Origin of the sequence: Glutamicibacter nicotianae, from assembly GCF_002797775.1 — a bacterium.
Taxonomy (GTDB): Bacteria; Actinomycetota; Actinomycetes; order Actinomycetales; family Micrococcaceae; genus Glutamicibacter; species Glutamicibacter nicotianae.
In genome coordinates, this window is record NZ_PGEY01000001.1 from 3,218,702 (window position 1) to 3,245,140 (window position 26,439).

At 64.4% G+C, this 26,439-nt stretch carries 25 protein-coding genes and 1 pseudogene; 9 read left to right on the top strand and 17 right to left on the bottom strand.

Annotation, left to right across the window (positions count from 1 at the left end; translation table 11 throughout):
• Positions 1 to 73: 73 nt before the first annotated feature.
• A complete protein-coding gene (locus tag ATK23_RS14990; protein WP_083515672.1) occupies positions 74 to 1,267 on the bottom strand; it encodes a siderophore-interacting protein in 1,194 nt (397 codons plus the stop codon).
• 207 nt (positions 1,268 to 1,474) lie between these two features.
• Between ATK23_RS14990 and ATK23_RS14995 the strand changes: the two genes are divergently transcribed.
• From ATK23_RS14995 to ATK23_RS16755, 3 genes and pseudogenes are all read left to right on the top strand, one after another.
• The gene (locus ATK23_RS14995; protein ID WP_066143687.1) at positions 1,475 to 1,822 is read left to right on the top strand and encodes a zinc ribbon domain-containing protein YjdM; all 348 of its coding nucleotides are present in this window, start codon (positions 1,475 to 1,477) and stop codon (positions 1,820 to 1,822) included.
• Positions 1,823 to 2,038: 216 nt separating this feature from the next.
• Positions 2,039 to 2,962, top strand: a pseudogene (locus ATK23_RS15000) (FAD-dependent oxidoreductase); the annotation flags it as partial.
• A gap of 84 nt (positions 2,963 to 3,046) precedes the next feature.
• Positions 3,047 to 3,406: an oxidoreductase dimerization domain-containing protein gene (locus ATK23_RS16755; RefSeq protein WP_322787552.1), complete on the top strand. Its 360-nt coding sequence runs from the start codon at positions 3,047 to 3,049 to the stop codon at positions 3,404 to 3,406.
• Here the strand turns inward: ATK23_RS16755 and ATK23_RS15005 are convergent.
• Both ATK23_RS15005 and ATK23_RS15010 read right to left on the bottom strand, forming a co-directional pair.
• Positions 3,398 to 4,069 (bottom strand): NADPH-dependent F420 reductase, encoded by a 672-nt coding sequence (locus ATK23_RS15005; protein ID WP_083515673.1) that lies wholly within the window; start codon positions 4,067 to 4,069, stop codon positions 3,398 to 3,400. The two genes, ATK23_RS16755 and ATK23_RS15005, sit on opposite strands and share 9 nt — an antisense overlap.
• A 16-nt stretch (positions 4,070 to 4,085) precedes the next feature.
• Positions 4,086 to 5,129, bottom strand: coding sequence for an LLM class flavin-dependent oxidoreductase (locus ATK23_RS15010; RefSeq protein WP_066143690.1), 1,044 nt, complete (start codon positions 5,127 to 5,129; stop codon positions 4,086 to 4,088).
• Between the two features lie 209 nt (positions 5,130 to 5,338).
• On the opposite strand from ATK23_RS15010, the gene ATK23_RS15015 reads away from it, so the two are divergent.
• A complete protein-coding gene (locus tag ATK23_RS15015) occupies positions 5,339 to 5,959 on the top strand; it encodes a GerMN domain-containing protein (RefSeq protein ID WP_245858453.1) in 621 nt (206 codons plus the stop codon).
• 56 nt (positions 5,960 to 6,015) lie between these two features.
• On the opposite strand, the gene ATK23_RS15020 is transcribed toward ATK23_RS15015, so the two are convergent.
• The 9 genes from ATK23_RS15020 to purS form a co-directional block, all read right to left on the bottom strand.
• Entirely contained in the window at positions 6,016 to 7,368 is a 1,353-nt protein-coding gene (locus tag ATK23_RS15020) for an alpha/beta hydrolase-fold protein (RefSeq protein WP_167550525.1), read from the bottom strand.
• Positions 7,352 to 8,200, bottom strand: coding sequence for a siderophore-interacting protein (locus ATK23_RS15025; protein WP_066143694.1), 849 nt, complete (start codon positions 8,198 to 8,200; stop codon positions 7,352 to 7,354). The genes ATK23_RS15020 and ATK23_RS15025 overlap by 17 nt, the downstream gene beginning before the upstream one ends.
• Before the next feature lie 14 nt (positions 8,201 to 8,214).
• On the bottom strand, positions 8,215 to 9,234 hold the full coding sequence (locus ATK23_RS15030) for a FecCD family ABC transporter permease (RefSeq protein ID WP_066143696.1): 1,020 nt from the start codon (positions 9,232 to 9,234) through the stop codon (positions 8,215 to 8,217).
• The gene (locus ATK23_RS15035) at positions 9,231 to 10,250 is read right to left on the bottom strand and encodes a FecCD family ABC transporter permease (RefSeq protein ID WP_066143699.1); all 1,020 of its coding nucleotides are present in this window, start codon (positions 10,248 to 10,250) and stop codon (positions 9,231 to 9,233) included. The genes ATK23_RS15030 and ATK23_RS15035 overlap by 4 nt, the downstream gene beginning before the upstream one ends.
• Positions 10,251 to 10,260: 10 nt before the next feature.
• Positions 10,261 to 11,283: a Fe2+-enterobactin ABC transporter substrate-binding protein gene (fepB, locus tag ATK23_RS15040; RefSeq protein ID WP_066143702.1), complete on the bottom strand. Its 1,023-nt coding sequence runs from the start codon at positions 11,281 to 11,283 to the stop codon at positions 10,261 to 10,263.
• Positions 11,284 to 11,479: 196 nt separating this feature from the next.
• A complete protein-coding gene (locus tag ATK23_RS15045; protein ID WP_066143703.1) occupies positions 11,480 to 12,859 on the bottom strand; it encodes an AraC family transcriptional regulator in 1,380 nt (459 codons plus the stop codon).
• Between the two features lie 149 nt (positions 12,860 to 13,008).
• Positions 13,009 to 15,324: a phosphoribosylformylglycinamidine synthase subunit PurL gene (gene purL / locus ATK23_RS15050; protein ID WP_066143705.1), complete on the bottom strand. Its 2,316-nt coding sequence runs from the start codon at positions 15,322 to 15,324 to the stop codon at positions 13,009 to 13,011.
• Positions 15,321 to 16,073: a phosphoribosylformylglycinamidine synthase subunit PurQ gene (gene purQ / locus ATK23_RS15055; RefSeq protein ID WP_038991934.1), complete on the bottom strand. Its 753-nt coding sequence runs from the start codon at positions 16,071 to 16,073 to the stop codon at positions 15,321 to 15,323. The genes purL and purQ overlap by 4 nt, the downstream gene beginning before the upstream one ends.
• Complete coding sequence (gene purS, locus ATK23_RS15060) at positions 16,073 to 16,324, bottom strand: phosphoribosylformylglycinamidine synthase subunit PurS (RefSeq protein WP_038991933.1); 252 nt, start codon at positions 16,322 to 16,324, stop codon at positions 16,073 to 16,075. Before purS ends, purQ begins: the two co-directional genes overlap by 1 nt.
• 220 nt (positions 16,325 to 16,544) lie before the next feature.
• Between purS and ATK23_RS15065 the strand changes: the two genes are divergently transcribed.
• Positions 16,545 to 16,955: a YchJ family protein gene (locus ATK23_RS15065; protein ID WP_066143708.1), complete on the top strand. Its 411-nt coding sequence runs from the start codon at positions 16,545 to 16,547 to the stop codon at positions 16,953 to 16,955.
• A gap of 18 nt (positions 16,956 to 16,973) precedes the next feature.
• Here the strand turns inward: ATK23_RS15065 and ATK23_RS15070 are convergent, their stop codons facing one another.
• On the bottom strand, positions 16,974 to 17,963 hold the full coding sequence (locus ATK23_RS15070; protein WP_083515677.1) for an ankyrin repeat domain-containing protein: 990 nt from the start codon (positions 17,961 to 17,963) through the stop codon (positions 16,974 to 16,976).
• Positions 17,964 to 18,142: 179 nt separating this feature from the next.
• On the opposite strand from ATK23_RS15070, the gene rlmC reads away from it, so the two are divergent.
• Positions 18,143 to 19,273 carry a 23S rRNA (uracil(747)-C(5))-methyltransferase RlmC gene (rlmC, locus tag ATK23_RS15075; protein ID WP_066143717.1) on the top strand — a complete coding sequence of 377 codons (1,131 nt, stop codon included), beginning with the start codon at positions 18,143 to 18,145 and terminating at the stop codon, positions 19,271 to 19,273.
• Here rlmC and ATK23_RS15080 read toward each other — a convergent pair.
• From ATK23_RS15080 to ATK23_RS15090, 3 genes are read right to left on the bottom strand one after another with little or no spacing between them, the layout of a single operon-like run.
• Positions 19,270 to 20,847, bottom strand: coding sequence for a cation:proton antiporter (locus tag ATK23_RS15080; protein ID WP_066143719.1), 1,578 nt, complete (start codon positions 20,845 to 20,847; stop codon positions 19,270 to 19,272). The genes rlmC and ATK23_RS15080 overlap by 4 nt on opposite strands.
• Before the next feature lie 47 nt (positions 20,848 to 20,894).
• The gene (locus tag ATK23_RS15085) at positions 20,895 to 21,326 is read right to left on the bottom strand and encodes a hypothetical protein (protein ID WP_052253837.1); all 432 of its coding nucleotides are present in this window, start codon (positions 21,324 to 21,326) and stop codon (positions 20,895 to 20,897) included.
• Between the two features lie 32 nt (positions 21,327 to 21,358).
• On the bottom strand, positions 21,359 to 22,258 hold the full coding sequence (locus ATK23_RS15090; RefSeq protein ID WP_066143722.1) for a 3-methyladenine DNA glycosylase: 900 nt from the start codon (positions 22,256 to 22,258) through the stop codon (positions 21,359 to 21,361).
• Between the two features lie 78 nt (positions 22,259 to 22,336).
• Between ATK23_RS15090 and ATK23_RS15095 the strand changes: the two genes are divergently transcribed.
• The 3 genes from ATK23_RS15095 (at position 22,337) to ATK23_RS15105 (ending at position 25,781) form a co-directional block, all read left to right on the top strand.
• A complete protein-coding gene (locus ATK23_RS15095) occupies positions 22,337 to 22,894 on the top strand; it encodes a DinB family protein (protein WP_066144136.1) in 558 nt (185 codons plus the stop codon).
• Between the two features lie 183 nt (positions 22,895 to 23,077).
• On the top strand, positions 23,078 to 24,427 hold the full coding sequence (locus ATK23_RS15100) for a TIGR01777 family oxidoreductase (protein ID WP_066144139.1): 1,350 nt from the start codon (positions 23,078 to 23,080) through the stop codon (positions 24,425 to 24,427).
• Between the two features lie 223 nt (positions 24,428 to 24,650).
• Entirely contained in the window at positions 24,651 to 25,781 is a 1,131-nt protein-coding gene (locus ATK23_RS15105) for a ferrochelatase (protein WP_066144142.1), read from the top strand.
• 227 nt (positions 25,782 to 26,008) lie between these two features.
• On the opposite strand, the gene ATK23_RS15110 is transcribed toward ATK23_RS15105, so the two are convergent.
• Positions 26,009 to 26,389 (bottom strand): twin-arginine translocase TatA/TatE family subunit, encoded by a 381-nt coding sequence (locus ATK23_RS15110; RefSeq protein ID WP_245858455.1) that lies wholly within the window; start codon positions 26,387 to 26,389, stop codon positions 26,009 to 26,011.
• Between the last annotated feature and the right edge of the window lie 50 nt (positions 26,390 to 26,439).

Here is a 26,439-nt window from a genome sequence, read left to right on the forward strand (position 1 = left end):
TAAACCGCTGCTTCTTGCGCAGGGGAGCCGCGGAAGAGCCATTGCCGATGCCCGCGCGCATGCAGCCTGGTCTTTAGCGGCGCAACCTCTCTTCACGGAGGGTCCAATATGAGGAGATATGGGTGGAACGCTTGTCGAGGTGCCAGTGCCGGGCAACGTGGCTGATCTCCTTGACCGCGGAACGCTCTGCATGAGCGATTAACCCAATCCGAAGATGAGGCAGTGGCAGGGAACGGAGCTCATCGGCCAGCAATGTGCTGCGTCCCGCCGAAATGCCATCGCGTGGCAACCAGCGTAAATCAACTCCAGGAGGATGTTTCACGTCAAACATTGCGTTCTGATCCGCAACCTCGAGCAGCGCTATGCCGTGCGCATCGGCGGGCAATGCTTCCAGAGCCTTGCAGATCGCCGGGATGCCGGCTTCATCCGCTGCCAGCAAATAATAGTCGGCGTTCAGCGACAGCGAGGACTTGCTGCGCGATGGCGAAATGACCAGCGGAGCCCCGGGCTGCACCGTTCCAGCCCAATGGCCAACGGTGCCCGGCTCGCCATGAGCAACGAAGTCGATAGCGATTTCCGGGACCAGCGCGTCGATCCATCGGATCGTGTACGACTTGGAACGTGGGACATGTTCGCGGGGCAGGCGTTGTCGCAAGGCCCGCAAATCATAGGGAGGCTCGAGTCCAAGCGTAGGATCAGCGACAAAGACTTTGACATATTCGTCGATTGCTCCATTGGAACGGTAGCCATCCAGATCTGGGGCACCGGCGATGATGCGCACCATCTGGTCATTCAGCCGCTCTACCCGGGTGATCGTCAGAACGTGCTGATCAACCTTTTTCCTTGGCGGTTCTTGATATCCCAGGGCAGGGGTGTGCCTGGCGAGGGGCTCCTCATAGGCTTCTGCGTAGCTGCGCGTTTCCGAAGGGACTGCGGGTGGCGGAGCAAGAGGGGCGGGCGAGGCCTGCGCCGGCGGGTGGTGGTAGTGCTTGAAAGAGGTGCGCAGCGTCTTATCCAGGATTTTGCGTGCAGCGGCGAGCGCTGCGGCGGCACCGGCACGTTCGGCAGCTGCCAGCAGTTCGTCGGTTTGCTGCTCGTTGAGCACCGAGTTGTCGCCAATATTCCGGTATAACTGCTCCTTGGCCACCGCGTATCCGGCCTTCGCTCCAGCCTTTTCTGCCTGGGCCAGGACTTCCAGGGTGAACCCTTCCCTAGGTGTCACCGTGTATTGCGGACCGTAGCTCTTGTACTTGTGATGCTTAGACATGGTGTGCCCCTAACCCGGCCGGTGTGAGCACCCGCCTGTATGCCTGAGTATGGGGGATATCGGGCATGGAAAACAAGTCATTTTAATCTGCAGAACGCCAAGCTCTATGCGCCTGGCGCCTTGGCCATTTCTACCGCGGTTTTCCGCGGATTATTCGATATTCGATTCATTCGACAATAAGCAGATCCGGTCACTAAAATTAGCCCCATGTCTGATACCTTGCCACCGTGCCCTGATTGCTCCAGCGAATACACCTACGCAATGGATGCCCTGCTGGTCTGCCCAGAGTGCGCGCATGAATGGAATGCCGAGGCCGATCACACTGAAACCGCCGAAGCTGTGATCAAGGATGCTGTCGGCAATGTGCTGCAGGACGGCGATACCGTCAGCATCACCAAGACCATGAAGGTCAAGGGTGCGCAAAGCGCGTTGAAAGCCGGAACCAAGGTCCGCGGCATCCGATTGGTCCAGGGTTCAGGCGACCATGACATCGCCGCCAAGGTCGATGGCTTTGGGCAGATGGAATTGAAGTCTTCCATCGTCAAGAAGATCTAGTTTTCCAATCCGGAGTCCCATAAGGTCCCAGAATCCTCCGATGGAAAGCATCCCGAACTCAGACGCTCATGGCAGTTCCCACAAGTGGCATGCCCAGCGCTTCTGTCTGCCGCTGGGGAAGATCCGTGAAGTGTTGACGGAAGCGGCCCGCGGGAACAAGACTCGTGCTGGAAAGAAGGTTTCAGCAGCGAGGGGTTTGCCGTGGATTCAGCAAGCGTGGACGAAAAGCTCGACGCGATAATCATCGGGTGGGGCAAGTGCGGCAAGACCCTGGCCGGCACATTGGCCCGGGCAGGCCAGCGCGTGGCAATCATCGAGCAGTCTTCCCAGATGTACGGCGGCACCTGCATCAATATCGGTTGCGTCCCCACCAAGGCGCTGATCCACGATGCCGAAAACCGGGACGGCAGCGGATATGACCAGCAGATTTTCGACGCGGCGGTCGATCGCCGGGACAAGCTCACCGCCAAGATGCGCGCCAAGAACTTCTCCATGCTTGACGAGCTGGACTCGGTGCTGGTGGTCAACGGCACGGCTGCATTCACCGGGCCGAAGAGCATCAAGGTCAATGCCGGTTCAGAAGAGCTGGAACTGAGCGCAGAAACGATCATCATCAACACCGGCGCCCTCCCTGCAGTCCCGGAAATCGACGGCGCGCAGATCGGCGGGCGGGTGCATGACTCCACCACCATCCAGCACGCCCCGTTGCCCAAGACCCTGGCCGTGGTGGGCGGCGGATATGTCGGCATCGAGTTCGCGTCGATGTTCGCCCAGTTCGGATCAAAGGTCACGGTGCTGGATCGCGGAAGCCGTGCACTGTCCTAGGAAGATGCGGATGTGGCCGCCGAGGTCCAGGGGTGCTTGGAAGATGCGGGAGCCGAGATCATCAGCTCGGCCTCGGTGCGCTCAATCAGCCAGGACGAGCACAATGCCACCGTCAGCTATGAACGCGAGGGCGAGGTGCATCGGTTGCAGTCCGATGCGGTGCTGATCGCGCTGGGGCGCGTGCCGAACACTGCCGGCCTGGGCCTGGAAGCGGCCGGGGTCCAAACGGGTTCCCGCGGGGAAATCGTGGTGGACGAGTTCCTGGCCACCAGCGCTCCGGGCATCTATGCCGTGGGTGATGCCAATGGCGGTCCGCAGTTCACCTATATCTCGCTTGATGACCATCGGGTGCTGGCCAACCGGCTGCTGGGCGACGGATCGCGCAGCACCAAGGACCGGGTGGCCGTTCCGTACACCATCTTCACCACCCCGCCGCTGGCACGCGTCGGCTTGAGCGAAAAGCAGGCGGCGCAGCAAGGGCTGGACACCAGGATCGCAGTGAAGAAAGTTGCGGAGATTGCGGCAATGCCGCGCCCCAAGATCGTTGGTGATCCGCGGGGAATCATCAAGTTCGTCGTCGATGAGCGCAGCGATGGGATCCTCGGCGCGGCGCTGATGCACGTGGACTCCCAGGAGGTCATCAACTTGGTGGCACTGGCCATGCGGCAGCGCATAGGCGCTGCCGAACTGCGCGACCAGATCTTCACCCATCCCTCGTCCACCGAGGCGCTGAACGAGGTGCTCGGGCAGCTAGGCTGAGGCCTGGATTTGTGCGGAACTGATCAGCTCGGCGAGCTCCGCGCGCGGCTTGTTCGCACCGAAGGCAGGCTGGCCAGGCTGCAGGCGCAAGCCTTCGTCCAGGGAACCGATGGGCAGCGGGTCGAAGCCGAACTCGTCAACAATCCGTGCCACCTGCTCAACGTCTTCGGGCAGATCCCCGGCCACCGCGATGGCCTTGCGGCGCTCGGCGCCGGACGGACGGGTCTCGTCCTCCAGATCGTGGTAGCCCATGTGGTTGAAGGCCTTGACGATCCGCGAGGCTGGCAGGAAGTCCTGGACCAGGGTGCTGGTGGACACCGCAGGATCGTTCAGATCCTCGCGGATGCCGTCGGTTTCCCACCAGTAGTTCATCGCATCGATCACCAGCTTGCCCTCGAGTGCGGCCGCCGGAATGTTCCGGTACTTGCCCAGCGGCAGCGCCAAGATGGCGATATCGGCATCCCGTGCGGCAGTTTCCGGATCCACGGCCACCGCTCCGGGAGTGAGGATCTCGATGGTCAGGGCAATGGGGCCGGGGTCGCCGGAGCCGGCGATGAGCACCTTGTAGCCGGCTTGCACGGCGCGGCGGGCAAGTACCGTGCCGATCTTCCCGGCACCGAGGATGCCGATGGTCTGCTGAGCCATTTTCTCTCCTTCAGGCATGTTCGCGAATCCGTTCCTAGCTCTGGGCGAGCATGTCGCGCACCAGCGGGATGACCTTCTCGCCGTAGAGCTCCACGGCACGCAGGCGGGCGCCGGCTTCCACCGCGCCGCCGGAGTAGATCAAATCGAAACGGCCGATATCCAGGGACTTGATGGTCTTGGCGATCTTGCGCGCCACGGTTTCCGGCGAGCCGACATACAGCGAGCCTTCGCTGATCTCATGCTCGAATTCGCCGCGGCTCATCGGGCTCCAGCCGCGGCTGGAGCCGATGCGGTCGCGCTGCTCCTTGTAGGCGTCGAACATGTGCTCGCGGGCCAGCTCGTCGGTTTCCGCCACGAAGCCGGGGGAGTGCAGGCCCACCGGCAGGGTTGCGTGGCCGAACTGGTCGTTGGCCCGGCGGTACAGATCGATGTAGGGTGCGAAGCGCTCGGGCGAGCCGCCGATGACCGCGAGCATCATGCGGAATCCGTAGTGCGCGGTGCGGATGACCGACTGCGGGGAGCCGCCCACGCCCACCCAGGTGTTCAGGCGGCCGGACTCGGTCTTCGGGAAGACATCCATGTCCACCAGCGCCGCACGCTTGGTGCCCTGCCAGGTGACCGGCTTCTCGTCGAGCAGCTTGTGGAACAGGTCGATCTTCTCGTCGAAGAGCAGTTCGTAGTCGGCCATGTCGTAGCCGAACAGCGGGAAGGATTCGGTGAACGAGCCGCGGCCCAGCATGACCTCGGCGCGGCCGTTGGACAGCGCATCCACGGTAGCGAAGCGCTGGAAGACGCGGACCGGATCATCTGAGGACAGCACGGTCACGCCGGATCCGAGGCGGATCCGCTCGGTCACCGTGGCAATGCCGGCCAGTACCGTTTCGGGGCTGGAGATGGCGTATTCCGGGCGGTGGTGCTCGCCTACGGCGATCACGTCGACGCCTGCCTGGTCGGCCGCGATGGCCTCCTGGACGGTGGCGCGGATACCCTGCGCGTGGGTTGTCAGCTTGCCCGTTTTGTCGCTGGGCACGTCGCCGAAGGTGTCAAGGCCGAATTCGATAGTCTCGCTGGCGGTCATTGCGTGTTCCCCGTTTCAAATACTTGGTTGATGCATCAATTATCACTCAATATCATTGACGTGTCAACTACTTTAGTCCGGTCCTTTCCAGCTGATCTCTTGGGGGCTGCAAAGGAGCCAAACTGCAATGGATTCGTGCTGGATTGGGTTCACCGCGCATGGCTAAGGTAGGAAAACCATTCGTTCGAGTCTGGCGAGGAGGAATCACCATGCGAATTCAACGAACCTCCCCAGCGCCACTGGCGCTCGTTCTTGCGGTGCTCATGCTCGCTGCCGGCTGCAGCCAAGGCCCCGGTGGCGAGACGGCCGAAAGCCCGGCGCCGCCAACCAGCGCTGGCGCCGAAACCTCGGCGTCGCCAACTAGCCCTGCCGCATCGACACCGGCGCAGAGCACGGAGCCGGCGGCAAGCGTCGCGGAGCCAACTACAGCGGCCCTGACGCTGTTCTATGTTGCCGTAGGCGATGAAGGGAAAGCAGGGCCGGAGATCGGCTGCGGCGACTCGCTGGTCGCGACCGAAACGGGGCCAGAGGAATTCACCAACCAAATTGAGGCCTCGATTGACGCGCTGCTCGATGATGAGGAGGAAATGCTCGGAGAATCCGGGCTGCGCAACGCCTTGGCCGGTTCTGACCTCGACTACGTTTCATCGGCAGTGGATGGCGATGCGGTGACCGTCGAATTGAGCGGAACCGTGAGCTCCGGCGGCACTTGCGATGATCCGCGCATTATCGGTCAGCTCCAGTACACGGCGATGACCGCGGCCGGTACCGGCGAGGCCCGGATCCTTGTTGGCGGAAAAGAGCTCGAAGAAGTGCTCAGTGCCAAATAACCAGCCTAGGCAAAACGGCGGCCCTGCTCATTGAGCAGAACCGCCGTCAGCTGCACTCAGTGGCCATTTGCGGGAAAGGCCCGGACCAGCGCAGAAAGCAGTTCCGGCGCCCACCAGGCCCAGTCATGGCCACCGGAGATAAGTTGGTACCGGATGCGCTGTGCCGCGTCGCCGCCTTGCAGGGCGCCGAGGGTCTGCGCACAGCATTCGGCAATGCGCGTTTCATAGCGCCCTGCCTGGATTTCCAGCTCAACGTGCGGAGCCAGTGATTGCAGCTGGGCGGAGATATCGGTATGCCACAGCGAGGGGGACTGCGCCACCGCCCTGCCGAACAGCTCCGGGTAATGCAGAACCCCCAGCATGGCGGCAAGACCGCCGAAGGACGAGCCGGTGAGCAGCGTCCCTGCGCGATCTGCGCGCACATTGAAGTTGTTGCGAGCCCAGGGCAGGAACTGCCTCGCCAGCGAGCGGGTGGTGCCCGAGGTGTGCGGCAATTCGGCGGAGCGCAGGGGGATGGAGGTGGAATCCACGAACATCACGTGCACCGGCGCCAGTGCCCTGGCGTTGATGGCATTGTCCAGGCTCTGGGCGAAGGACAGGTGATTCACCCAGGTAGCCCCGTCATGCACGATCACCAGCGGGGTCGGTTCCTGCTGGACGCCGGATTCGCTGCCCGGCGGCCGGTACATCCACACGCTGCGCTCGCGCCCGCAGTTCTCGTCCTGCAAGAGGTGGTGGCTCACCCGCGGAGGCAACCCCTGCGTGCCGGCCTCGAACGCACCCCAGCCGCCCAGTGACGGGCCACGGTGCCCCGCGGCGGGAACCGCCGGGGCCAGATGCGGGTTGGCCGTGGCCTGGGGGCCGCGGAACACCGACACCGCGGCGCCGTTCATGGTTGCTGAACCCCGCGGGTTCAGCGGATCGGGGCCTCCGGCATCTGCCGCCAGCCGGATCGCGCGGCGGTCCGCTGCCTGATGCCAGGGGGCCGGGCCGGCACCGCGGTGCACGGTGATCCGGTAGGAGGCGACCCAGCCGGCAGGCACCAGCAGGGTAATGCTCCACAGGCGCTCGCCGGCCTGCTCGAATTCGCTGGCCGCCAGATCCTCATGGTCCACCAGCGCATTGGCCGAGAGGATCACCGCCTGCGCTGGATCCGCTGGCTGCTCGTCGATGAACAGGAATGTCGCATGCACCATCTCCTGGCCGCCAACGCCTGTCGCCGCGCAGCGGTCGACCAGCGGGTAGTCCAGGCTGCCTGCGGCCAGGGCCGCCGGCAGCGCGGCAATGCCCTCGGGGCTGACCCGGGAAGCGAGGAATCCGCGCACCCGCGGAGTTGCCGCCCCGTTGCCGCGGGCCCCGGCCTGCGGTGCTGCCATGGCGTGCTGGGCGCGCTCAGTGTGCATGGGCATGCTCATGTCCCGGGCGCTCGTAGTCCATCTCGTCCTTGACCCGGTCGTGGTCCGAGTCCTTGCCGTAGGCCACCTCGTCCAACGACTGGTGCCAGTAGCCGATGATCAGCCGGTTGGCGCGCTCGATCCCGACGCGGGCCGCCCATTTCCGGGCGAAGCGCACCACCTGGGATTCAGCCCCGACCCACAGGTGCACCCCGGAGAAGTCCGCGTGCCCGGCCGGCGGCTGCAGCCGGTCCATCGCCTCGATGAGCAGCCCGGCGCTTCCCGCCGGCTCCCCGCCGCGCGGCAGCCAGTGCACCTGCACGCCCTCGGGCTTGGCCAGCGGGTGGATTTCGTCCTCGTCCGCCACCTCGATGAACACCTGGCCAAGCTGGTCGGCGGGCATCTGCTCCAGGGTGTCGCTGATGGCAGGCAGCGCGGTCTCGTCGCCGAAGAGCAGGGCATGGCCGCCGGGCCTGAGCACCAGCCCGCCGCCGCCCAGGGCGCCGAGCACCTCGCCCGGTGCGATGCGCTCCACCCAGGCGCTGGCCAGCCCCTCGTCCCCATGCCGGACGAAGTCGATGGCCAGCTGCGAGGCCTGCTGGTCCATGAAGCGCACCGTGTAGGTGCGCACCCGCGAGCGCTGGTCGCCGGTGAAGACCCAGCGTCCGCGCTCGTCCTCGCCGGGCTGGTCCAGCGCCTTGCCCGGGGCAGGGAAATAGATCTTGATGTTCGGCACGCACGGCGGGGAGGCCAGGTAGTCGGCCACCCCGGCTCCCCGGAACACCACCCGGCGCATGCGCGGGGTGTAGTCGATTATCTCCTCGACGATCATTTCATTGGCTGGCATATTTGTTCCTCGAATCAGGTTCGGGTATTCGGTCGGGTGAGCAGGTAGAGCAAGTAGAGGCCGCCGGCCAGCGAGGTGGCCAACCCGATGGGCACCTGCGCGCGCAGCGGCAGATGCTGGGTGGCCACGTCGCAGGCGAGCAGCAGCAGCGCCCCGGTGAGCGCTGCCTGCCAGATCGGCACCGTGCGGTTGCCGATCAGCTGGCGGATGATCTGCCCAGAGGCCAAAGCCACGAAAGCGATCGGGCCGGCGGCGGCGGTGGCCGCGGCGGTCAGGCAGACGGCGGCGAAAATCGTGATCCGGCGGACCAGTTCGGCGCTGACACCCAGCGCCTGGGCGGTGTCATCGCCCATTTCCAGCAGGGTCAGGTGCCGGCCGTGCGCCATCAGCAGCGGCAGCAGCACCAGCAGGCACAAGCCCACCAGCGCCGCATCAGCCCAGCTGCGCCCGCCCAGCGAACCCGAAAGCCACAGGTTCGCCTGGGCGGCCAGGTCCGCGTCCCCCTTGGAGAGCAGGATGGTGTTCACCGCGCCGAGCATGGCGCCCACGCCGATGCCGATGATCACCAGGCGCTGCCCGCCGGTGGTGCGCTTGGAGAAGGACAGCGCGTACACCGCAGCGGCGGTGAGCAGCCCGCAGGCCATGGCGGCCAGGCCGGTGGCCCAGGCGCCGGCGTTGAACAGCACGATCTGCGCCACGGCGCCGGTCGCGGCTCCCGTGGTGAAGCCGATGATGTCGGGGCTGCCCAGCGGGTTGCGCGAGATCGACTGGAAGCAGGCGCCGGCCGCGCCCAGGGCCGCGCCCACGCCGATGGCGGTGAGCACTCGCGGGGCGCGGATCTTCTGCACCACCAGCACGTCCTTCGGATCGCCGGAGCCCAGCAGTGCGCCGAGCACCTGGCCCGGGCCCAGCGTGATGGTTCCGGTGCCCATGGCCAGCAGCGCGCCGAGCGCCAGCAGCAGCGCCAGGATGCCGAGCACCAGGCGGGTGCGCGCGCGGGTGAATCGCGCTCGTGCGGGGGGTCGGGTGCTCATTTGCCTGCCTTCAGCCGTCGCCGGGCCAGGTAGATGAATACCGGCGCGCCGATCAGGGCGCTCATCGCCCCGGCGCCGATTTCCATTGGGGCGGCTACCAGCCGTCCGGAGATATCCGCGATGAGCAGCACCCCGGCGCCCAGCAGCATGGACAGCGGCAGGCTGCGCAGGTGCTGCGCCCCGACGAGCATCCGCGCCGCATGCGGCGCGGCCAGCCCGACGAAGCTGATCGGCCCGGCGGCCGCGGTGGCGGCCCCGGCCAGCAGCATCACCGCGATCGAGGACAGCAGCCATGCACGGGCTGGGCTCACGCCCAGCGCGCGGGCGCTGTCCTCGCCCAGGGCCAGCGCGTCCAGCGAACGGGACAGGCCCAAGGCGATCATCGCGCCGGTGATCACCACCAGCGCGGCGATCGGAAGCACGTCGTAGCCGCGGCCCTGCAGCGAGCCGGTGGTCCAGGCGGCGAAGCGCTCATGGGTTTCGGTGCCGCCGCCGATGACCAGGATCTGCGTGACGGCCATCAGCATCACCGACAGGCCGGCACCGGCGAGCACCAGGCGCACCACGTCATTGCCCGATTGCCTGCGGCTGCCCATGAGGTAGACGATGACGCTGGCCGCGGCCGCCCCGGCGAAGGCGAAGGACATGTAGCCGGCGGGCTGCACGACGCCGAGGGTGATCGCGATGGCCACCGCGAAGGCGGCACCGGCGTTCACGCCCAGCAGCCCGGGCTCGGCCAGCGGGTTGCGGGTCATGGACTGCATCAGCGCGCCGGCCAGGCCCAGCCCGGCACCGACCACCACGGCCAGCAAGGTGCGCGGCACGCGCAGCTCGCGCACCAGCAGGTGGTCGTTGTTCCCCGCATCGAAGCTGGCCAGGGCGGCCCAGGACTCGGCCAGGGAAATGTTCTTGGTGCCCAACGCGCAGGAGAGCAGCCCCAGCAGCATCAGGACGGCCGAAGCCGCCAGCCAGGGCGATACCCTTGGCCGGCGGCGAGCACCGCGTTCTTGAAGCACTGCCGGAGGCCTACTTGCCCGCGTTCAATCCCGGGAACTCGTTCTCGAAGTAGTCCAGTATGTCGTTGGAGGAGTAGTAGTCCAGGCGGAAGGAATTGGCCAGCGGGAAGATGTTGCCGCTGGTCACCGATGGCAGGTTGGACAGTGTCGGATCCGCGGCGAAGGACTTCGCGGTCTTGTCGTTGGCGGAGATCAGGAAGACCGAGTCGCCGGTGGCGGATTCGGACAGGCCCTCGTAGCTGGTGAAGGCGAAGTCCTCGCGCTTCTGGGCGGAGGTGTCGAACTCGGCCGGAGGCTCGATAATCTCGAAGCCCATCGCGCCGATCAGTGCCGAATGCGGTCCGCTCTGCTTGCCCACGGGGGAATCGGCGCCCTTGTTGTAGGAGACGATCGAAGCGGTGCTGCCGGCCGGGATGGCCAGCTTCTCCTTGATCTCGGCGGCGCGCTGGTCGAATTCGCTGACGATCGATTCGGCGTTGGCTTCGGTGCCGGTGGCTTCGGCCAGCTCCTCGGCCAGCGACTTCCAGTCCTTGTCGCCGTAGTTGACCACGTAGGTCGGGGCCAGCGACTGCAGCTGCTCGAGGTTGTCCATTTCGGAGTCGGCGCCAGAGGTGGAGACCACGATCAGATCCGGATCCTGGGCCACGACGGCCTCCAGATTGAAGTTGCCCAGCTGGTAGACCGGTGCCACATCGCGCTCGACTGCCACGTCGGCCCACTGGGTGAACCATCCGTTCTCGTCGCTCTGCGGGCTGATGGCGGCGGTGGAGGAGCCGACGACCGGGGCATCCAGGGCCAGCAGGGTGCCGGTGGTGGACACCGTGGTGGAGATGATGCGCTCCGGCTTGGCCGGGATCTGCACCTCGTTTCCGGCGTCATCCGTGAGCGTGCGCGGCCAGCTGCCGGTGTCCGCGGAATCGGCGGCCGGAGAGCCGTCTGCTGCGGCAGTTCCGTTTGCGGCGCAGGCGCCAAGCGAAAGGGTGAGGGCCGCTGCGGCGGCCAGGGATGCGAATTTGCGAGCGGATGAACGCACGGGGGTTGCTCCTCGGTGGGTATCCGCGCCGAAGGCGGCGCGGTGGAGTTCAAGGGTGACGGTCTCCCACCCTATCCGGGGTTAATTTAGGCTCACCTTGCCCCTATGGGTCCAACCGAGCATTATCTGCCGGAATTTCCGGGATTTCCAGCGGGTTCCGGTGGTGGATTGAGAAGGCAAAGATGTCGTTAAGTGATCAAAAAATGTCCGTTGGGAGGGTGTAGTCTGCCGGCTTGGGACGGCGTCCGCGGGTCTTAGCGTAGGCGCGGGAGAAGTTCCCGGCGTCGCTGAATCCGAGCTGGAGGGCGACCATCGGCACCGGGAATCCTGCATTCAGCAAGGCTTCGGCATGCTGGAAGCGGGAGGCCTGGCGCCAGGCGCGCAGGCTCATGCCGGTCTCGGCGCTCCAGCGCCGCTGCAGCTGGCGCAGGCTCAGGCCATGCTGCGCGGCGGCAGCGGACGCCGGCAGCTTGCCCCGGGTATCGGCGGCCAGGGTGCCGGCCAGCGAACGCATTTCGGCAGAGTTCGGCCAGGGCAATCCGGGATAATTCGGCACCAGCTGCAGCAGCTTCACGGTGTCGAGCGGGTCGAAGTGGACCGGACGCAGCAGCGTGATGTGCGAAACCGCGCGGTGCAGCATGGCCTGGAAGAACTCGACCGGCAGCTGGCAGGGCATCCGGTGCTGCTGCCCGGACGGCAGCGAACCGGCTGGCAGGGACAGCGGGATCAGCAGCGAGCCCTGCTCGATCTGCAGGCGCAGGGACTGCCCGGCGGAGACCAGCATGAATTGCCCGCCCTGCAGCTGCTGGGTGCGTTCGCGTCCGGTGCCTTCCCCATGGGCCAGCTGGCAAATGCTGGCTCTTCCGCGCACCGCCCAGAGCACCAGATCCTGGTTGGCGAGGTTCATCCAGCGGGTGGTCAAGGCCGGAGGCTGGCTGGCGCTGTGCGGAAGCACGCGGTCCAACGCGCCGAGCCGTGCCTGCTGGCGCCATTGCCGGAAATTCAGTCCGGTTTCGGCGAGGAATGCGCGGCGCAAGGTCCGTTCGGACACGGCGAACTTCCGCGCATAATCGGCCAAGTGCAGCGTGCCGTGCGGATGGGCCAGCAGGTGGGCGACTACCTTCCGGGCTGCGCTGTGCCGTGGCATGGCCAGCGGAACGGGCCGGGTGGAGGAGGGGGAGGCGACGGCGAAATGCGCCAGCGTATCGAGCACCCGCTGCGCACTGGCCTGGCCCTGGTGCACGGGCGAGAGGGTCAGCAGCATCAGATGGAACATCCACTGCGATTGGGCCGGCGGCACGTTGATCAGCCGCCACCCGTCGCCCAGCCTGTGGTTGGACGTTGTCCTGACCATGATCGACAAGGCCAGGGAGTGGGCATCATGCTCCACCTTGTGCGCAATGAACCGCGGGATCCACAGCGCTTGGCCGGCCTGCAGCAGCTGCACCGTTTCCTCGAAATGCACGCGCGCCGTCCCGTTGCTGACCCAGACCACGATGCTGTACGTCAGATTGCATTTCCAGTTCACCACCACTGGCTGCAGGGCCGCGGCGGGCAGCCCGTCGGGTTCAGTCATGGTCAGATCCTTTGGAAGCCGGGAACGGGAACTGTGGTGTTCCCAGATTATCGTTTCCGAGGTGCGGCGCGCGGGGACAGCCTGGGTGCAGATGGACAACGGCGGCCCTCCTCGATGAGGAGAGCCGCCGTTGACAGGTTGGCTGGAGCCTAGCCGAAGTACTTCTTCATGGTGCCTTCGGATGCTTCGCGCAGCTCGTCCACCGATACGGTGAACTCTCCCTGGATTTCCAGGGCGCCGGACTGCGCATCGACAATGCCCAGGCGGGCCACGGTGACGCCGCGGGCGCTGGTCATGTCGTTGAAGCGGACCTCTTCGCTGCGTGGAACCGCAACCAGGGCGCGGGCCTGGGACTCGGAGAACAGGGCGGTGAAGGAATCAAGTCCGTCACGCTGCTTGATCTCGTCCAGGGCCACGCGGGCGCCGACGCCGTAGCGCAGGACCATCTCGGACAGCGCGGCAACCAGGCCGCCCTCGGACAGGTCGTGCGCCGCGTCGATCATGCCGTCGCGGCTGGCGTTGATCAGGATCTCGCCTAGTTCCTTCTCGGCTGCCAGATCGACCTTCGGCGGCAGGCCGCCGAGGTGGCCGCGCAGGTTCGCGTACTCCGAGCCGTCCAGCTCATCGGCGGTGGTGCCGATCAGGTAGATGGCCTGGCCGTCGGCCTCTTCGCGCCAGCCCGACGGGGTGCGGCGGGCGACGTCATCCAGCTTGCCCAGGGTCGCAACTACCGGGGTCGGGTGGATGGCCTTGTCGCCGGTCTGGTTGTACAGCGAGACGTTGCCGCCGGTGACCGGGACGCCCAGTTCCATGCAGGCGTCCGACAGGCCGCGGATGCCCTCGGCCAGCTGCCACATGACATCCGGGTCCTCGGGGGAGCCGTAGTTCAGGCAGTCGGAGACGGCAGCAGGAACGGCGCCGGAAGTGGCGACGTTGCGGTAGGACTCGGCCAGAGCCAGCTGCGCGCCGGCGTACGGATCCAGGTAGGTGTAGCGGCCGTTGGCATCGGTGGCGATGGCCACGCCGAGTCCGGTGGACTCGTCGATGCGGACCACTCCGGCATCATCCGGGGCGGCCAGCGCGGTGTTGCCGCCGACGTAGCGGTCGTACTGGCTGGTGATCCAGGACTTGTCGCACAGGTTCGGGCTGGCGATCAGCTCCAGGGTGGCGGCCTTCAGCTCCTCGCCGGTGGCTGGCAGGTTGGCGCCCGCTGCCGAGGACTTGAAGGTGTCGGCCTGCAACGCGTCCTGCCACTGGGGGCGGGCGTACGGGCGGTCGTAGACCGGTCCGTCGTGGGCGACGGTCTTCGGGTCCACGTCGACGATGACTTCGCCGTCCCAGGTGATGATCAGCCGGTCGGTGTCGGTGACCTCGCCCAGCCAGGAGTACTCCACGTTCCACTTGGCCATGACTGCCTCGAACGCCTCGACGTTCTCTGGGGTCACCACGGCCATCATGCGTTCCTGGGACTCCGACATCAGGATTTCGCCCGGGGTCAGGGTGGAGTCGCGCAGCAGCACGTTGGTCAGCTCGACCTGCATGCCGCCTTCGCCGTTGGAGGCCAGTTCGGAAGTGGCGCAGGAGATGCCCGCGGCGCCCAGGTCCTGGATGCCCTCGACCAGCGAGGCCTTGAACAGCTCCAGGCAGCACTCAATGAGCACCTTCTCGGCGAACGGGTCGCCGACCTGCACGGCCGGCCGCTTGGATGGCTTGGTGTCGTCGAAGGACTCGGAGGCCAGCACGGAGGCGCCGCCGATGCCGTCGCCGCCGGTGCGCGCACCGAAGAGCACGACCTTGTTGCCCACGCCCGAGGCGTTGGCCAGGCGCAGGTCCTCGTGGCGCAGCGCGCCGACAGCCAGCGCGTTGACCAGCGGGTTGCCCTGGTAGATCGGGTCGAATACGGTTTCGCCGCCGATGTTCGGCAGGCCCAGCGAGTTGCCGTAGCCTCCGATGCCGGAGACCACGCCGTGCACCACGCGCTGCGAATCCTCGTGGTCGATCGCGCCGAAGCGCAACGGATCCATCACGGCGATCGGGCGGGCGCCCATGGAGATGATGTCGCGCACGATGCCGCCGATGCCGGTGGCAGCCCCCTGGTAGGGCTCCACGTAGGACGGGGAGTTGTGGGACTCGATCTTGAAGGTCACGGCCCAGCCGTCGCCCAGGTCGGTGACACCGGCGTTTTCGCCCATGCCGACCATCAGGTCCTTCTTCATCTCCTCGGTGACCTTCTGCCCGAACTGGCGCAGGTGGTTCTTGGTGGACTTGTAGGAGCAGTGCTCGGACCACATGACCGAGTACATGGCCAATTCAGCGGCGGTCGGACGGCGGCCGAGGATCTTGACGATCTCGGCGAACTCGTTGTCCTTCAGGCCCAGCTCTGCCCAGGGCAGTTCCACGTCCGGGGTGCCCGCTGCGTTATCGACGGTGTCGATATTGAATTCCTTAGTGGCTTCCTGGCTCACTTTTTGCCTCCAACAAGGTGGGTCAGAACACTGGTGAAGAATGCCAGGCCGTCGGTGCCGCGGTGATCGGGGCCGAAGCCGGCTTCGATGGCATGCTCCGGGTGCGGCATCAGGCCGACAACGTTGCCCGCCTTGTTGCTCACGCCGGCGATCGAGCGGCGAGAGCCGTTCGGGTTCCAGCCCACGTAGGAAAACGCGATGCGGTTCTCGGCTTCGAGCTCGTCCAGCACCTTCTCGTCAGCGACGTACTGGCCGTCCTGGTTCTTCAGCACGATGGTGATCTCCTGGCCGGCTTCGAACCCGTTGGTCCACGCGGTCTGGTTGTTCTCCACGCGCAGCAGCTGGTCGCGGCAGATGAACTTCAGGTGATCGTTCTTGATCATCGAACCGGGCAGCAGGTGCGACTCGGTGAGGATCTGGAAACCGTTGCAGATGCCCAGCACGGGCAGCTTGGCATCGGAGTTCGCGGCATCGGCGATCTTCGCCATCATCGGTGCGAAGCGGGAGATCGCGCCGGCACGCAGGTAGTCGCCGTAGGAGAAGCCGCCGGGGATCACCACGGCGTCGACGTCCTGCAGGTCGGTGTCGGCGTGCCACAGGGACACGGCTTCGGCACCGGCGGCGCGCACTGCACGCGCGGCGTCGCGGTCATCGAGGGTGCCCGGGAAGGTCACCACGCCGATGCGCGCTCCGGAAATTTCGGTGCTTGGCGTTGAATAGTCGCCAATCAGGGGGAGTTCGGCGCTCATTAGTCTTCGACTACCTCGACGTTGACGACATCTTCGATCACCGGGTTGGACAGCAGGGTTTCTGCTGCCTCGCGAGCCTGTGCGAGGATTTCTTCGGTCACCTCGCCGTCCACTGACAGTTCAAAGCGCTTGCCCTGGCGGACAGCTTCGAAGGAGGTGAAGCCTAGGCGGGGAAGCGCTCCCGCAATGGCCTTGCCCTGTGGGTCAAGGATTTCTGGCTTGAGCATGACATCTACAACGATGCGGGGCATCCGGCATATCTCCTGTTGGCGAGGTTAAGTTAAATGCCACACGGAGATGCCGTCTCACACCAGGGGGATTTGGCGCTCCGCGAGCTTGCCCTCATAGTCTACCCGTGAATGTGATAGGGAAAACGTGCCTGTGTGCGATAGCACCGATATCTCGCGGTTTAAGTCATGTGATCTTTGGCTCACGGGATTCCGGGCAGCGCTTGGCGCGTATGCTGAAACTGTGAAAAATGCTAGTCAAACCGTCTGCGCCTGCCGTGTTCTGGACGCCGCGAAACTGTCCTACGAAAACTGCTGCAAACCGTTGCACGACGGAAGGGAAGATGGTTCGGTGCTGCCTGAGACCGCAGAGCAGCTGATGCGCTCGCGCTACAGCGCCTTCGTGCTCGGCTTGGAACGGTATTTGCTGGCGACCTGGCATGAGAGCACCAGGCCCAAGGAGCTGGGATTGGATGCGCAGCTGCGCTGGAGGGGTTTGGAGATCATTTCAACCCGCGCCGGCGGTGCAACAGCCTCCCGCGGGGTGGTGGAGTTCGCCGCGCACTACCGCGATGGACGGCATGAGGCGCAGCAGCATGAGGTGAGCACCTTCGTGAAGCAGGAGGGCGCCTGGTACTACCTCGACGCGCTCTAGGGCTGGGGGTTCAGCCGCTCAGCGCCTGGCCGCGGCCTGCAGCATGGTCAGCATCTGGGTCTGCTGGCGTTCACGGGCCAGCTTGAACGCATCGGAACCGGAATGGTCCTCCAGGTGCGGGTTGGCCCCGTGGGTAATCAGCAAGCGCGCAATGGTGATGGCGTTGCTGGTGCCTTGGCCCAGGACAATGGTTTCGTGCAGGGCAGTCCAGCCCAGGTCATTGACCTGGTCGACAGGGATGCCGGTGCGCAGCAGGTGGCGTACGGCCTGGACCTGGCCATTCTCGCTTGCGACTGCCAGCGCGGTGCCGCCCATGCGATTGACCGAGGCGAGGTCCGCTCCGCCGTCAATGAGCATCTTGAGCGTTTCAACTTGGCCGTTGGCGCTGGCACGCAGGAACGGGGTCTCGTAGAAGTCGTCCTTCTTATTGGGATCCGAACCGGCCTTGAACAGTTCCTTGGCAATGGCATGGTTCTTGTTGATGACAGCACGCATCAACGCGGTGCGGCCGGACTGGTCTTGCGCATCAACGTCGGCGCCCTTCTTCAATGCCGCCTTGACGTCCTTCAGCTTGCCCTCGTTCACCGCAGCGAAGAGCTGGGTAGTGGACTTGGGCATGCCAGCCGATGCGCTGGGAAGGGCCTTGATGGAAGCGCCGGTGTTGGCGCCCGAAGCCAGTGGCGAGAGAGTTGTCTCGGAGCTTTCCGGGGCGGCAGGGCTGCTGGTCTGCTGGGCCGTATTGTCCGGCGTCGTGGCCGGTGCGGTGGTGCCGCTTTGGGGGGAAGCCGGAGCCGGGAGGCTGGAGCCAGATGCGGCCCTGCCCGGGGTAGGCATGGATGCCTGGGCTGAAGCGGTGGAGGCAGGGGCGGGAGCCGGGTTGGAAGCAACTTCTTGGGCCTGGGGCGAGGAAGCGGAACAGCTGGAGCATGCGCCCATGATCGCGGCCAGCGGTAGCGCCAGCAATGCCAATCCACGGCGGTTCGTGGTGGGACCGGTATGAAGTGCCATCTGTCCTTTCGCGGTTCAACAACCCATCCCGAAATGGTTTTCGCACCATCCAGGGACTCTGCTCAGTAACTTTTGATCACTTGCGAGCTTAGCGGCCAAAGCTGAAAATTTGCGGTCAATCGGCGCCGAGATTGCTCTGTGCCCGGCCCCTGCCGATCTTCGCTAAAATCATTAGCACCATGGAATGCCTTTACTTTTCTGCCTCACGTTGCCGCTCGTGCACCTTGATGACGGTGCCCTACGCCCGGCAACTGCAATCAAAAGTCGAGGATTGCCAGCAGCTGCTCTCCGGCTTCCAGTCCCTGGAATTCCTTCCGCCCCAAGCCAGCAACGAGCAGGGCTTCCGCAACAAGGCCAAGATGGTCATTTCCGGGACCACCGAGCAGCCGACCATCGGCATCCTGGATGCCGACGGCCACGGCGTCGATCTGCGCAACTGCGGTGTCATCGCCGCGCCGTTGCGTGCGGTGTTCCCGGTCATCGAGCAGTTCATCCATGATCTGAAGCTCATTCCCTACGATGTTCCCAAGCGCAAGGGCGAACTGAAGCATGTGATTCTCACCCTGTCGGATACCGGGGCGGTGATGGTCCGCTGGGTGCTGCGCACCAAGAAGCATTTTGTCGCGCTGAGAGATTCGCTGCCGCAGTTCCTCGAGCAGCTTCCGCGCCACAGCGTGGTGTCGGTGAACTTCCTGCCCGAGCACAAGGCGGTGCTGGAAGGCGAAGAGGAAATCATCCTGACCCGCCGCAGCACCTTGGAATTCGGGTTGAATGGTGTCCCGATGCACCTGCGTCCCCAGGGTTTCTTCCAGACCAATAGCGAGATCGCCGCCGCGTTGTACCGCCAGGCCCGCCAATGGATTAACGATGCCAACCCGGAAAGCGTATGGGATTTGTACAGCGGGGTGGGCGGTTTTGCGCTGCACTGCGCTGCGGAGGACCGCACCGTGTACGGTATCGAGACCAGCGCGGACGCTGTCGAAGCGGCCAAGACCAGCGCGAAAGCCATGGAATTGGAAGACGTCCACTTCAAAGCCCAGGACGCTACCGAATTCGCGCTGAATGCCGGCTGGGCACCGGACGCGGTGATCGTGAATCCGCCGCGCCGCGGCATTTCCGCGCAGCTGGCGGCGTGGCTGAACGAGTCGGATGTCCAGCACGTCATCTACTCCAGCTGCAATGCGAAGTCGCTGGCCAGGGACCTGGAGTGGCTGGATAACTACACCCCGCAGCTGGCCCGCGTGATGGACATGTTCCCGCAGACCAGCCACTACGAGGTCATCGTGAAGCTGGAACGCAAGGCCGCCTAGCGATCCAGGGTTGCGGTGCGCCGGTCGAGGCGCCCGACAATCTCATCAACAAGGTGCGGGTCGATATTCGGTTCGCGGCGGGCCTTGAGCAGCTCGTCGCGGGCGGCTTCCAGCGCGATGGCCTGGATCGAATCCGCCTTGGCGATAACCGCACGGATCTGCGTGTACTTCTCGTCCGAGATCGCATCATGCGGATCCGGGTCCTTGGCCAGGATGGTGTGCAGCGAGTTCATGCGCCGACGCACCGCCTGCTGGTAGTTCTCCGGCAGCTCTTCCAGCTCGACGTTCTTGCGCAGCGCCGACAAGGCGACGGCTTCGGCACGGCGGGCCAGGGCGCGGCGGGCGCGCTTGGTGTCCTGTTCGTTGTTGCGCAGCTTCAGCACGCGCATCAGCGCCGGCAGGGTCAGGCCCGGCAGCACCAGGGTGCACAGCAAGACCGAGCAGGCGGCCACCACCACGAAATTGCGGCCCTCGATGGCAGTTCCATCGGCCGTGACCTTTGGCAGCGCCAGCGCCAGGGCCAGTGTCGCCAGGCCGCGCATGCCGCACCAGGTGAGCACCAGCGCGTCCTTGCGTGCAGGAATCGCGGGCTTGGCGCGGTTGGGCAGGTAGTAGGTCCCCAGCATCCACAGCGCACGCACGGCGATGACCACGAAGCAGATCGCGGCAATGCCCGGGATGAAGCCAATCAGATTGCTGCCTTCCTCCTGGATCACCTGGTTCATCTCGATGCCCATCAAGCCGAAGGCCAAGCCGGTGGCCAGCAGCTCGAGCACTTCCCAGAAGGACTGCCGGGTCAGGCGTTCGGCGGAGTCCTGGGGACGGTCGCGGCGCACCATTTCAAGGGCCGTGACCACGACCGCGATGACGCCGGAAATATGCAGTTCCTCGGCAATCATATAGACTGCATAGGGTGCCACCAGGGTGGCTGCGCAACGTGCCGCCAGGTTGGGAACGAAGCGGTTCAGTGCGCCGATGGCCCAGCCCATGGCCAGGCCCAGGACTACGGCGCCTGCGGCGCCAAGCAGGAATTGCGGAATGATCTCGAGCCCGACCTCCGAGCCATTCAGGGTTGCCTGCACTGCCAGCTGGAAGATCACGATGGCCATGGCGTCGTTGAACAGGCCCTCGGTTTCCAGCAGGGAGGTCAGGCGCCGCGGCATCTTCACCTTGGTGGCAATGGCATCCACGGCCACCGGGTCGGGCGGGGCGACAACGGCTCCCAGCGCCAGGGCCAGCGGAATGGAAACGATCGGGGAGAACGCCAACGCGGTGGCGGCCACTGTGCCTGCTGTCACTACGATCAGCACCACGGCTAGCCTGATCAAGGCCCTCCATCGGAAGCGGAATACTGACCAGCTGCTGCGCTGGGCCGTAGCGAAAAGCAAAGGGGGCAAGAAGATCGGAAGGATCAGTTCTGGCTCGATGTGCATTTCGGGCATGAACGGCAAGAAGCCCGCCAACGTCGCGAAAATCAGCATCAAGATCGGGTAGGGCAATTTAATGCGTTCCCCGACGCCGACAATCAGAATCGTGGCGAATAGCAGTGCGATGATCAGCAGGAAAAACTCCATAGTCTAACTATTCTAGTTTCTCCACGTCCCTAATCGGGATTATTGACTTATCGTTTCACTGGACCGAGGAGAAATGCCGCGGTGTCCCAGCGCTCGATAGCGCAGCCGTTATGCCGAGAGAAACTCGCATCGACCGGATCGCCTCGCAGCGTTCCACTGACTTCGGCCCGCTGCGGCCCGCCATAAATTTCGGTGCAGATCTCGTCCGGACCGGGCTTTCCGGTGATGACGCCGGGTTCAAGCTCGAGCTGCAAGCAGGCCTTGGACGCGTCGGGAAGGGTGCTGGAATCAGCGGCTTGCTCGCCAGAGCATTCCAAGGTGTACTGCTGCGAGATTTCGGTGCCGTCATCGCGGATGGTGATTTCCAGTCGGGTGCGAGTTTCATGGCCGCTGCCGGCGGCGCAAGAAGCCAGCAAGAGGCCCACGGCGCTGGCCGCGATGCCGGCCAGCAGCAGGTGGTTTCCGCGTGCTGCGCCCATGCATCCATGATGCCCCGGCCCTAACCAGAGTTCTAGTCTTCCGGGGAGATTGGCAGTTTGTTGGCGACGTCCAGCAATTGCTTGCGCAGCGCATCGGCGCGCTGCGCAAATTCCTTTTGCAACCGCACATACTCGGCCTTGCCCTCGGGAGTTTCAATCCGGATGGGTTCGTGGCCCCAATCGCCCAAATCATAAGGGGAGGCCTGCATGTCCATGGTGCGGATGTCCCAAGCGAGCTCGAAGCAATCCATGACCAGTTCGCTGGGTACCGCCGGGGAGAGCTTGTAGGCCCATTTGTACAGGTCCATGTTGGCGTGCAAGCAACCGGGCTGTTCCAGATCGCGCTGGGTTTCCCTGGTTGGCTGCAGCTCGTTGAGTTCGATGGCCTGGGGTGCGTAGAAGCGGAAGGCATCGAAGTGGGTGCAACGGATCTTGTGGGTTTCCACCACTTCATCGGTTCCCTGCGCGCCCAGGCGCAGCGGAAGGTACTCATGGCGGATGCCGTTTTCCTCCGACTTGTAGGCCATCGCCCACTCGTGGAGGCCGAAGCAGGAGAAATTGCCTGGACGCTGAGAGGTGCCGGCCAGGATGATTCGGGCGAACTCGATGGCGCGTGCGCGCGCCTTGCCGAACGCCGGCGCATCAAATTGGTAGCCCGGGCCGTGGCTGCCCTGGACAACGCGGTAGAACTTCCAGTCGCGGCGTTCTTGGGCGGCCTCTCCGGTGAGAACCACGTCCATTCCGGGATGCCACCGGTAGAGCTGGCCAGGCTTTTGCGTGTAGTAGGTGAACAGGAAATCCTCGATAGGGTGCTTCTTGCCTTTCATGCGCCGATCCACGAAAGGTTCGCCAAAGGCCCGCGCCCGTGCTTCATGCTCGGCGGCATCAGGCATCCACTGCGAAGGTTCCAAAATGGTGGCGGTCAGAGGCATACTTCTAATTATTCAATTCATGGGCCGATGAAACCAGTTTGGTACGCCAACTCACACTTCCTGGAAAAGGGGGACGCGATGCAAGACTTTCCTGTCTGGGAACCGCCCATGGGCGGTACCGAGCAGCAGCATCTGTTCGGGATGCTCGACAGGCTGCGCACCACTTTCCGGTACAAGGCCGACGGGCTGGACATCCGCCAGCTGGCCACGAGGCTGCCCAGTAGCCAGCTGAGCCTGGGCGGATTGCTGCAGCACCTTGCTTTGGTCGAGGATGAGAAATTCACCTACTTCATCGCCGGGCAACGGCCCGAGGTGCTCCTTGAGCCCACAGCCGACGGGCGTGAGCAGTTCGTTGTGGATCTGGACGACGACCCGGAGGTCCTTTACCAACGCTACGACCATGCGGTGGCCAAGAGCCGGAAAATCCAGCAGTCGATCATCGAGGAAGGGACGCTGGATGCGGACTCGGGATTGGAATTCGAAGGCAAGCATGCGTCGATACGCAGAATCATCTGCGATCTGATCGAAGAGTACGGCCGGCATGCAGGGCATGCAGATCTCCTGCGGGAAGCAGTTGACGGGCGAGTGGGCGAAGATGCTCCGTGGGATTATCTGCCCGCCTGGTACGGGGATTAGCGGCTGAAGACAGCTTCCCTTGAGCAGTGGCGGTTTCCAGAGGCCTGGAACCATGATGGGCCTTTGAGCCGGTGCCGACTCAGTCCCTTCCCGCATACTCCAATGGGGACCGGCTTGGCGCGAGTTATGGAAGAAACCTGAAAGCCCATGGGGAAATCATGCCCTCGCTCCTACGATGGGGCCATGAACATTGAGCGCTCCAGCCAGCTGCCGGTATCTGCCCCTGTCGTCTTCGACTGGTTCTCGCGACCCGGGGCCATCCAGCGGCTCCTGCCACCGTGGCTTCCGCTGAAGGTCATCGAGGAAGCGGACTCGCTGAAAGACGGAACAGCCGTCTTGGGTCTTCCTGGCGGATTGCTGTGGAACGCCAAGCACCAGCCCGAAGGCTTCGCTCAGAACCGCAGCTTCGTCGACCAGCTCGAACCCGTTGGGCTGCGCGGCCTTCCTGCACGTGCCGTGCGGTGGCGGCATGAGCATTACTTCGAGCCCGCTGGGCCGCAGTCCACCACTGCGCGCGACTGCATCGAGTCGAATATGCCCGGGCGGCAGATCGAATCGATGATCGCCTACCGGCACCGCCAGTTGGCGGACGACTTTGCCGCGCACCATCGGGCAGCACAGTCCGGGCTGGAACCGCAGGTGATCGCCGTAACCGGCTCAAGCGGACTGGTCGGCCAGGCCCTCTGCGCCTTCTTGTCCACCGGAGGGCACCGGGTCATCAAGCTCGTGCGGCACGCGCCGAACACGGCTGGCGAACGGCGCTGGGACCCGGCGGACCCCGACGAAGGCCTGCTCGAAGGGTGCGATGCGGTCATCCATCTGGCTGGGGCGAGCATCTTCGGACGGTTCAGCCAGGCCCATCGCCAGGCAATTGCCTCCAGCCGGATCGAACCCACCCGCTCCCTCGCCCTGCTGGCGGCACGTTCAGATGTCCGCACCTTCATCAGCGCCTCGGCCATCGGGTTCTATGGCGCTTCAGCCGGAGCGGACCCGCTGGACGAGTTCGATTCCCCGCCGGCCGGCACCCCGGACTTCCTTTCCGGCGTCGTGCAGCGCTGGGAGCAAGCCGCCGAAGAAGGCGGCGGTTCAATGTGCCGGGTGCAGATCCGCACCGGTGTCGTGCTCAGCCCCAAGGGCGGGATGCTCGCTGTTCTGCGCCCGATATTCTCCGCAGGCCTGGGCGGACCCTTGGGCGGTGGACAGCAGATGCTGTCGTGGATCGGCCTTGATGACCTGCTGGACATCTACCATCGCGCGCTCTGGGATTCGCAATTGGCTGGCCCCGTCAATGCGGTAGCGCCGCAGCCGGTCAGCAACGCCGAATTCACCCGGGCCCTGGCGCGCGCGGTGCACCGGCCCGCAGTAATACCAGTCCCCGGTGCTGCCCCGAAATTGGTGCTTGGCGCCGAAGGGTCGCAACTGCTGGCCATGGCCGATCAGCGGATCGTCCCGCGCAAGCTGCTTGATTCCGGGCATCAATTCCGCAACGAGCGGATAGAGCTCGAACTGGCCCATAGCCTCGGCGCGAGCTAGGTGCTGGAACCCCCTGTCACGCTTCGAATGCTCCAGCGCTATGTCGCTGCAGGGAACCGGGCTCGCCCAGCCGGGTGCGGGCGAATTGGAGATAAGCCAGCCTACGGATTATCATTAGCTTAGCTAGATAATAGAAAATCTAGATAAGTTTTTGCATCTGCCGGCGGCGGGAGGAGCTTGCCCATGCCGGCAGTTGTTCCAGGAGAAAGTGTGGAAGATCCTGATGGGAAACATGTCCGTAGCCCCGTTCGATGCAATCCTGTTGATGTCGTTTGGCGGACCGGAGAAGCCAGCTGATGTTCTTCCCTTCCTGCAGAACGTCACTCGGGGACGAGGGATTCCAGATGAACGTCTCGAAGAGGTGGGCGAGCATTACTACATGTTCGGTGGAAAATCACCGATCAACGAGCAGAACCAGGCTTTGCTGCGGGCGCTCCAAGATGAATTCGCGAACCGCGGCATTGATGCGCCGCTGCTCTGGGGCAACCGGAACTGGGAACCGTATCTCGCTGAAGTGGTCGGTAACCATGCGCGCATGCACGGCTCGCGCAGGTTCCTGGCTATTGATACTTCGGCATACTCCTCGTATTCCTCTTGCCGGCAATACCGGGAGGACTTTGCAGGTGCCGTGGCCGCACTGGAAGCAGAAGGCATCGAGGTGATGATTGACAAAGTCCGCCAGTACTATAACCACCCGGGATTCGCCCAGGCCCAGCTCGAATGCCTCCGGCGAGGGCTGGCAGATGTCAAGCGGCTTGTCGGCAGCCTGGATCGCAGTCGCCACAAGATCCTCTTCGTAACACATTCAATTCCGACGGCGATGCAGAGATCATCGGAGAAGTTCACCGCTGGCTACCAGGGGCAGCATGAAGAGCTCATGGCGTGGCTTAGCGGGGAATTGCATGGAGATGAACAATTGGATGCCGAGCTGGTGTTCTGCTCCCGATCCGGATCTGCGCACACCCCTTGGCTGGAACCGGACATCAATGACCGCATGCGCGAGCTTTCGGAATCTGGAACTGAAGCGGTACTGGTGGTTCCGCTAGGTTTCGTCTCCGACCACATGGAGGTGAAATTCGATTTGGATACCGAAGCGGCGCAGACAGCGCGTGAGTTGGGGATGGCGTTTCTCCGTGCCGATAGCGTCGGCATTTTGCCCGCCTTTGTCAGCGGCTTGGTCGATTTGGTCCTGGAACGCGCAGCTCAAGTGCGTGGAGAGCACCCGGAGCAAAGAACCATCTCCGGCAGTAAGGCGCTGGGCCCGGGCAGCGGTGCCTGCTCCCGGAATTGCTGCGAAGGCACCAGGGGAAAAAATACTGTTCCGAATTGGAACCTCGATAAGCCCGCAAGCTAGGCAGGCAGTTGCTTGCTGGCCATCACTGTTGGCTGGCAAGCCACCGGAACTGCAACGGTCCCCGTGGGGCCGGAATTCGTGTGCACGCGATGATGATCCCGAGTGCCGCGGGCTACGAAACAGGGCCGGCTTTCCGAATCATCGATGATTGGTTTCTGCTGGATCAAGCCTGGCTTTGCCGACCCTGCGTGGCCCGCGGCCGCCCGGGCACCTGAGAGCGAAGCCAACTAGGTGCTTTCGTCGTCAAAGGGAGCCGGGTCAGAAGGCGCTGGCGGTGGCGGTGAGCGAGGCGGGGCCGGCTTCCTCGCAGTAGCGGAATCCGAGAGCGCCTGGCCTGTCAGTTCATCGAGATTCTCGCGTAGCGCGTCGCTGATGATCCTGCGAGGATCATATTGCCGAGGGTCGAGCCTTTTCAGATCCAGATCCTCGAATTCATCACCGAGATCCTCGCGGAGCTGTTCTTCGGCATCAGCGGCGAGACGGCGCAACTGCCGAATCAGCGTGGCAGTTTTCCGCGCATAGTCCGGCAGTTTCTCGGGCCCGAGCAGAACGGCCGCCAGAATGGCCAGGACGATGAATTCATTGCCGTTGATGCCTGCAATGCTCACGGGGAACCACCTCGCAATGTAGAGCTTGGACAGACGAAAGCAGCCGGGAT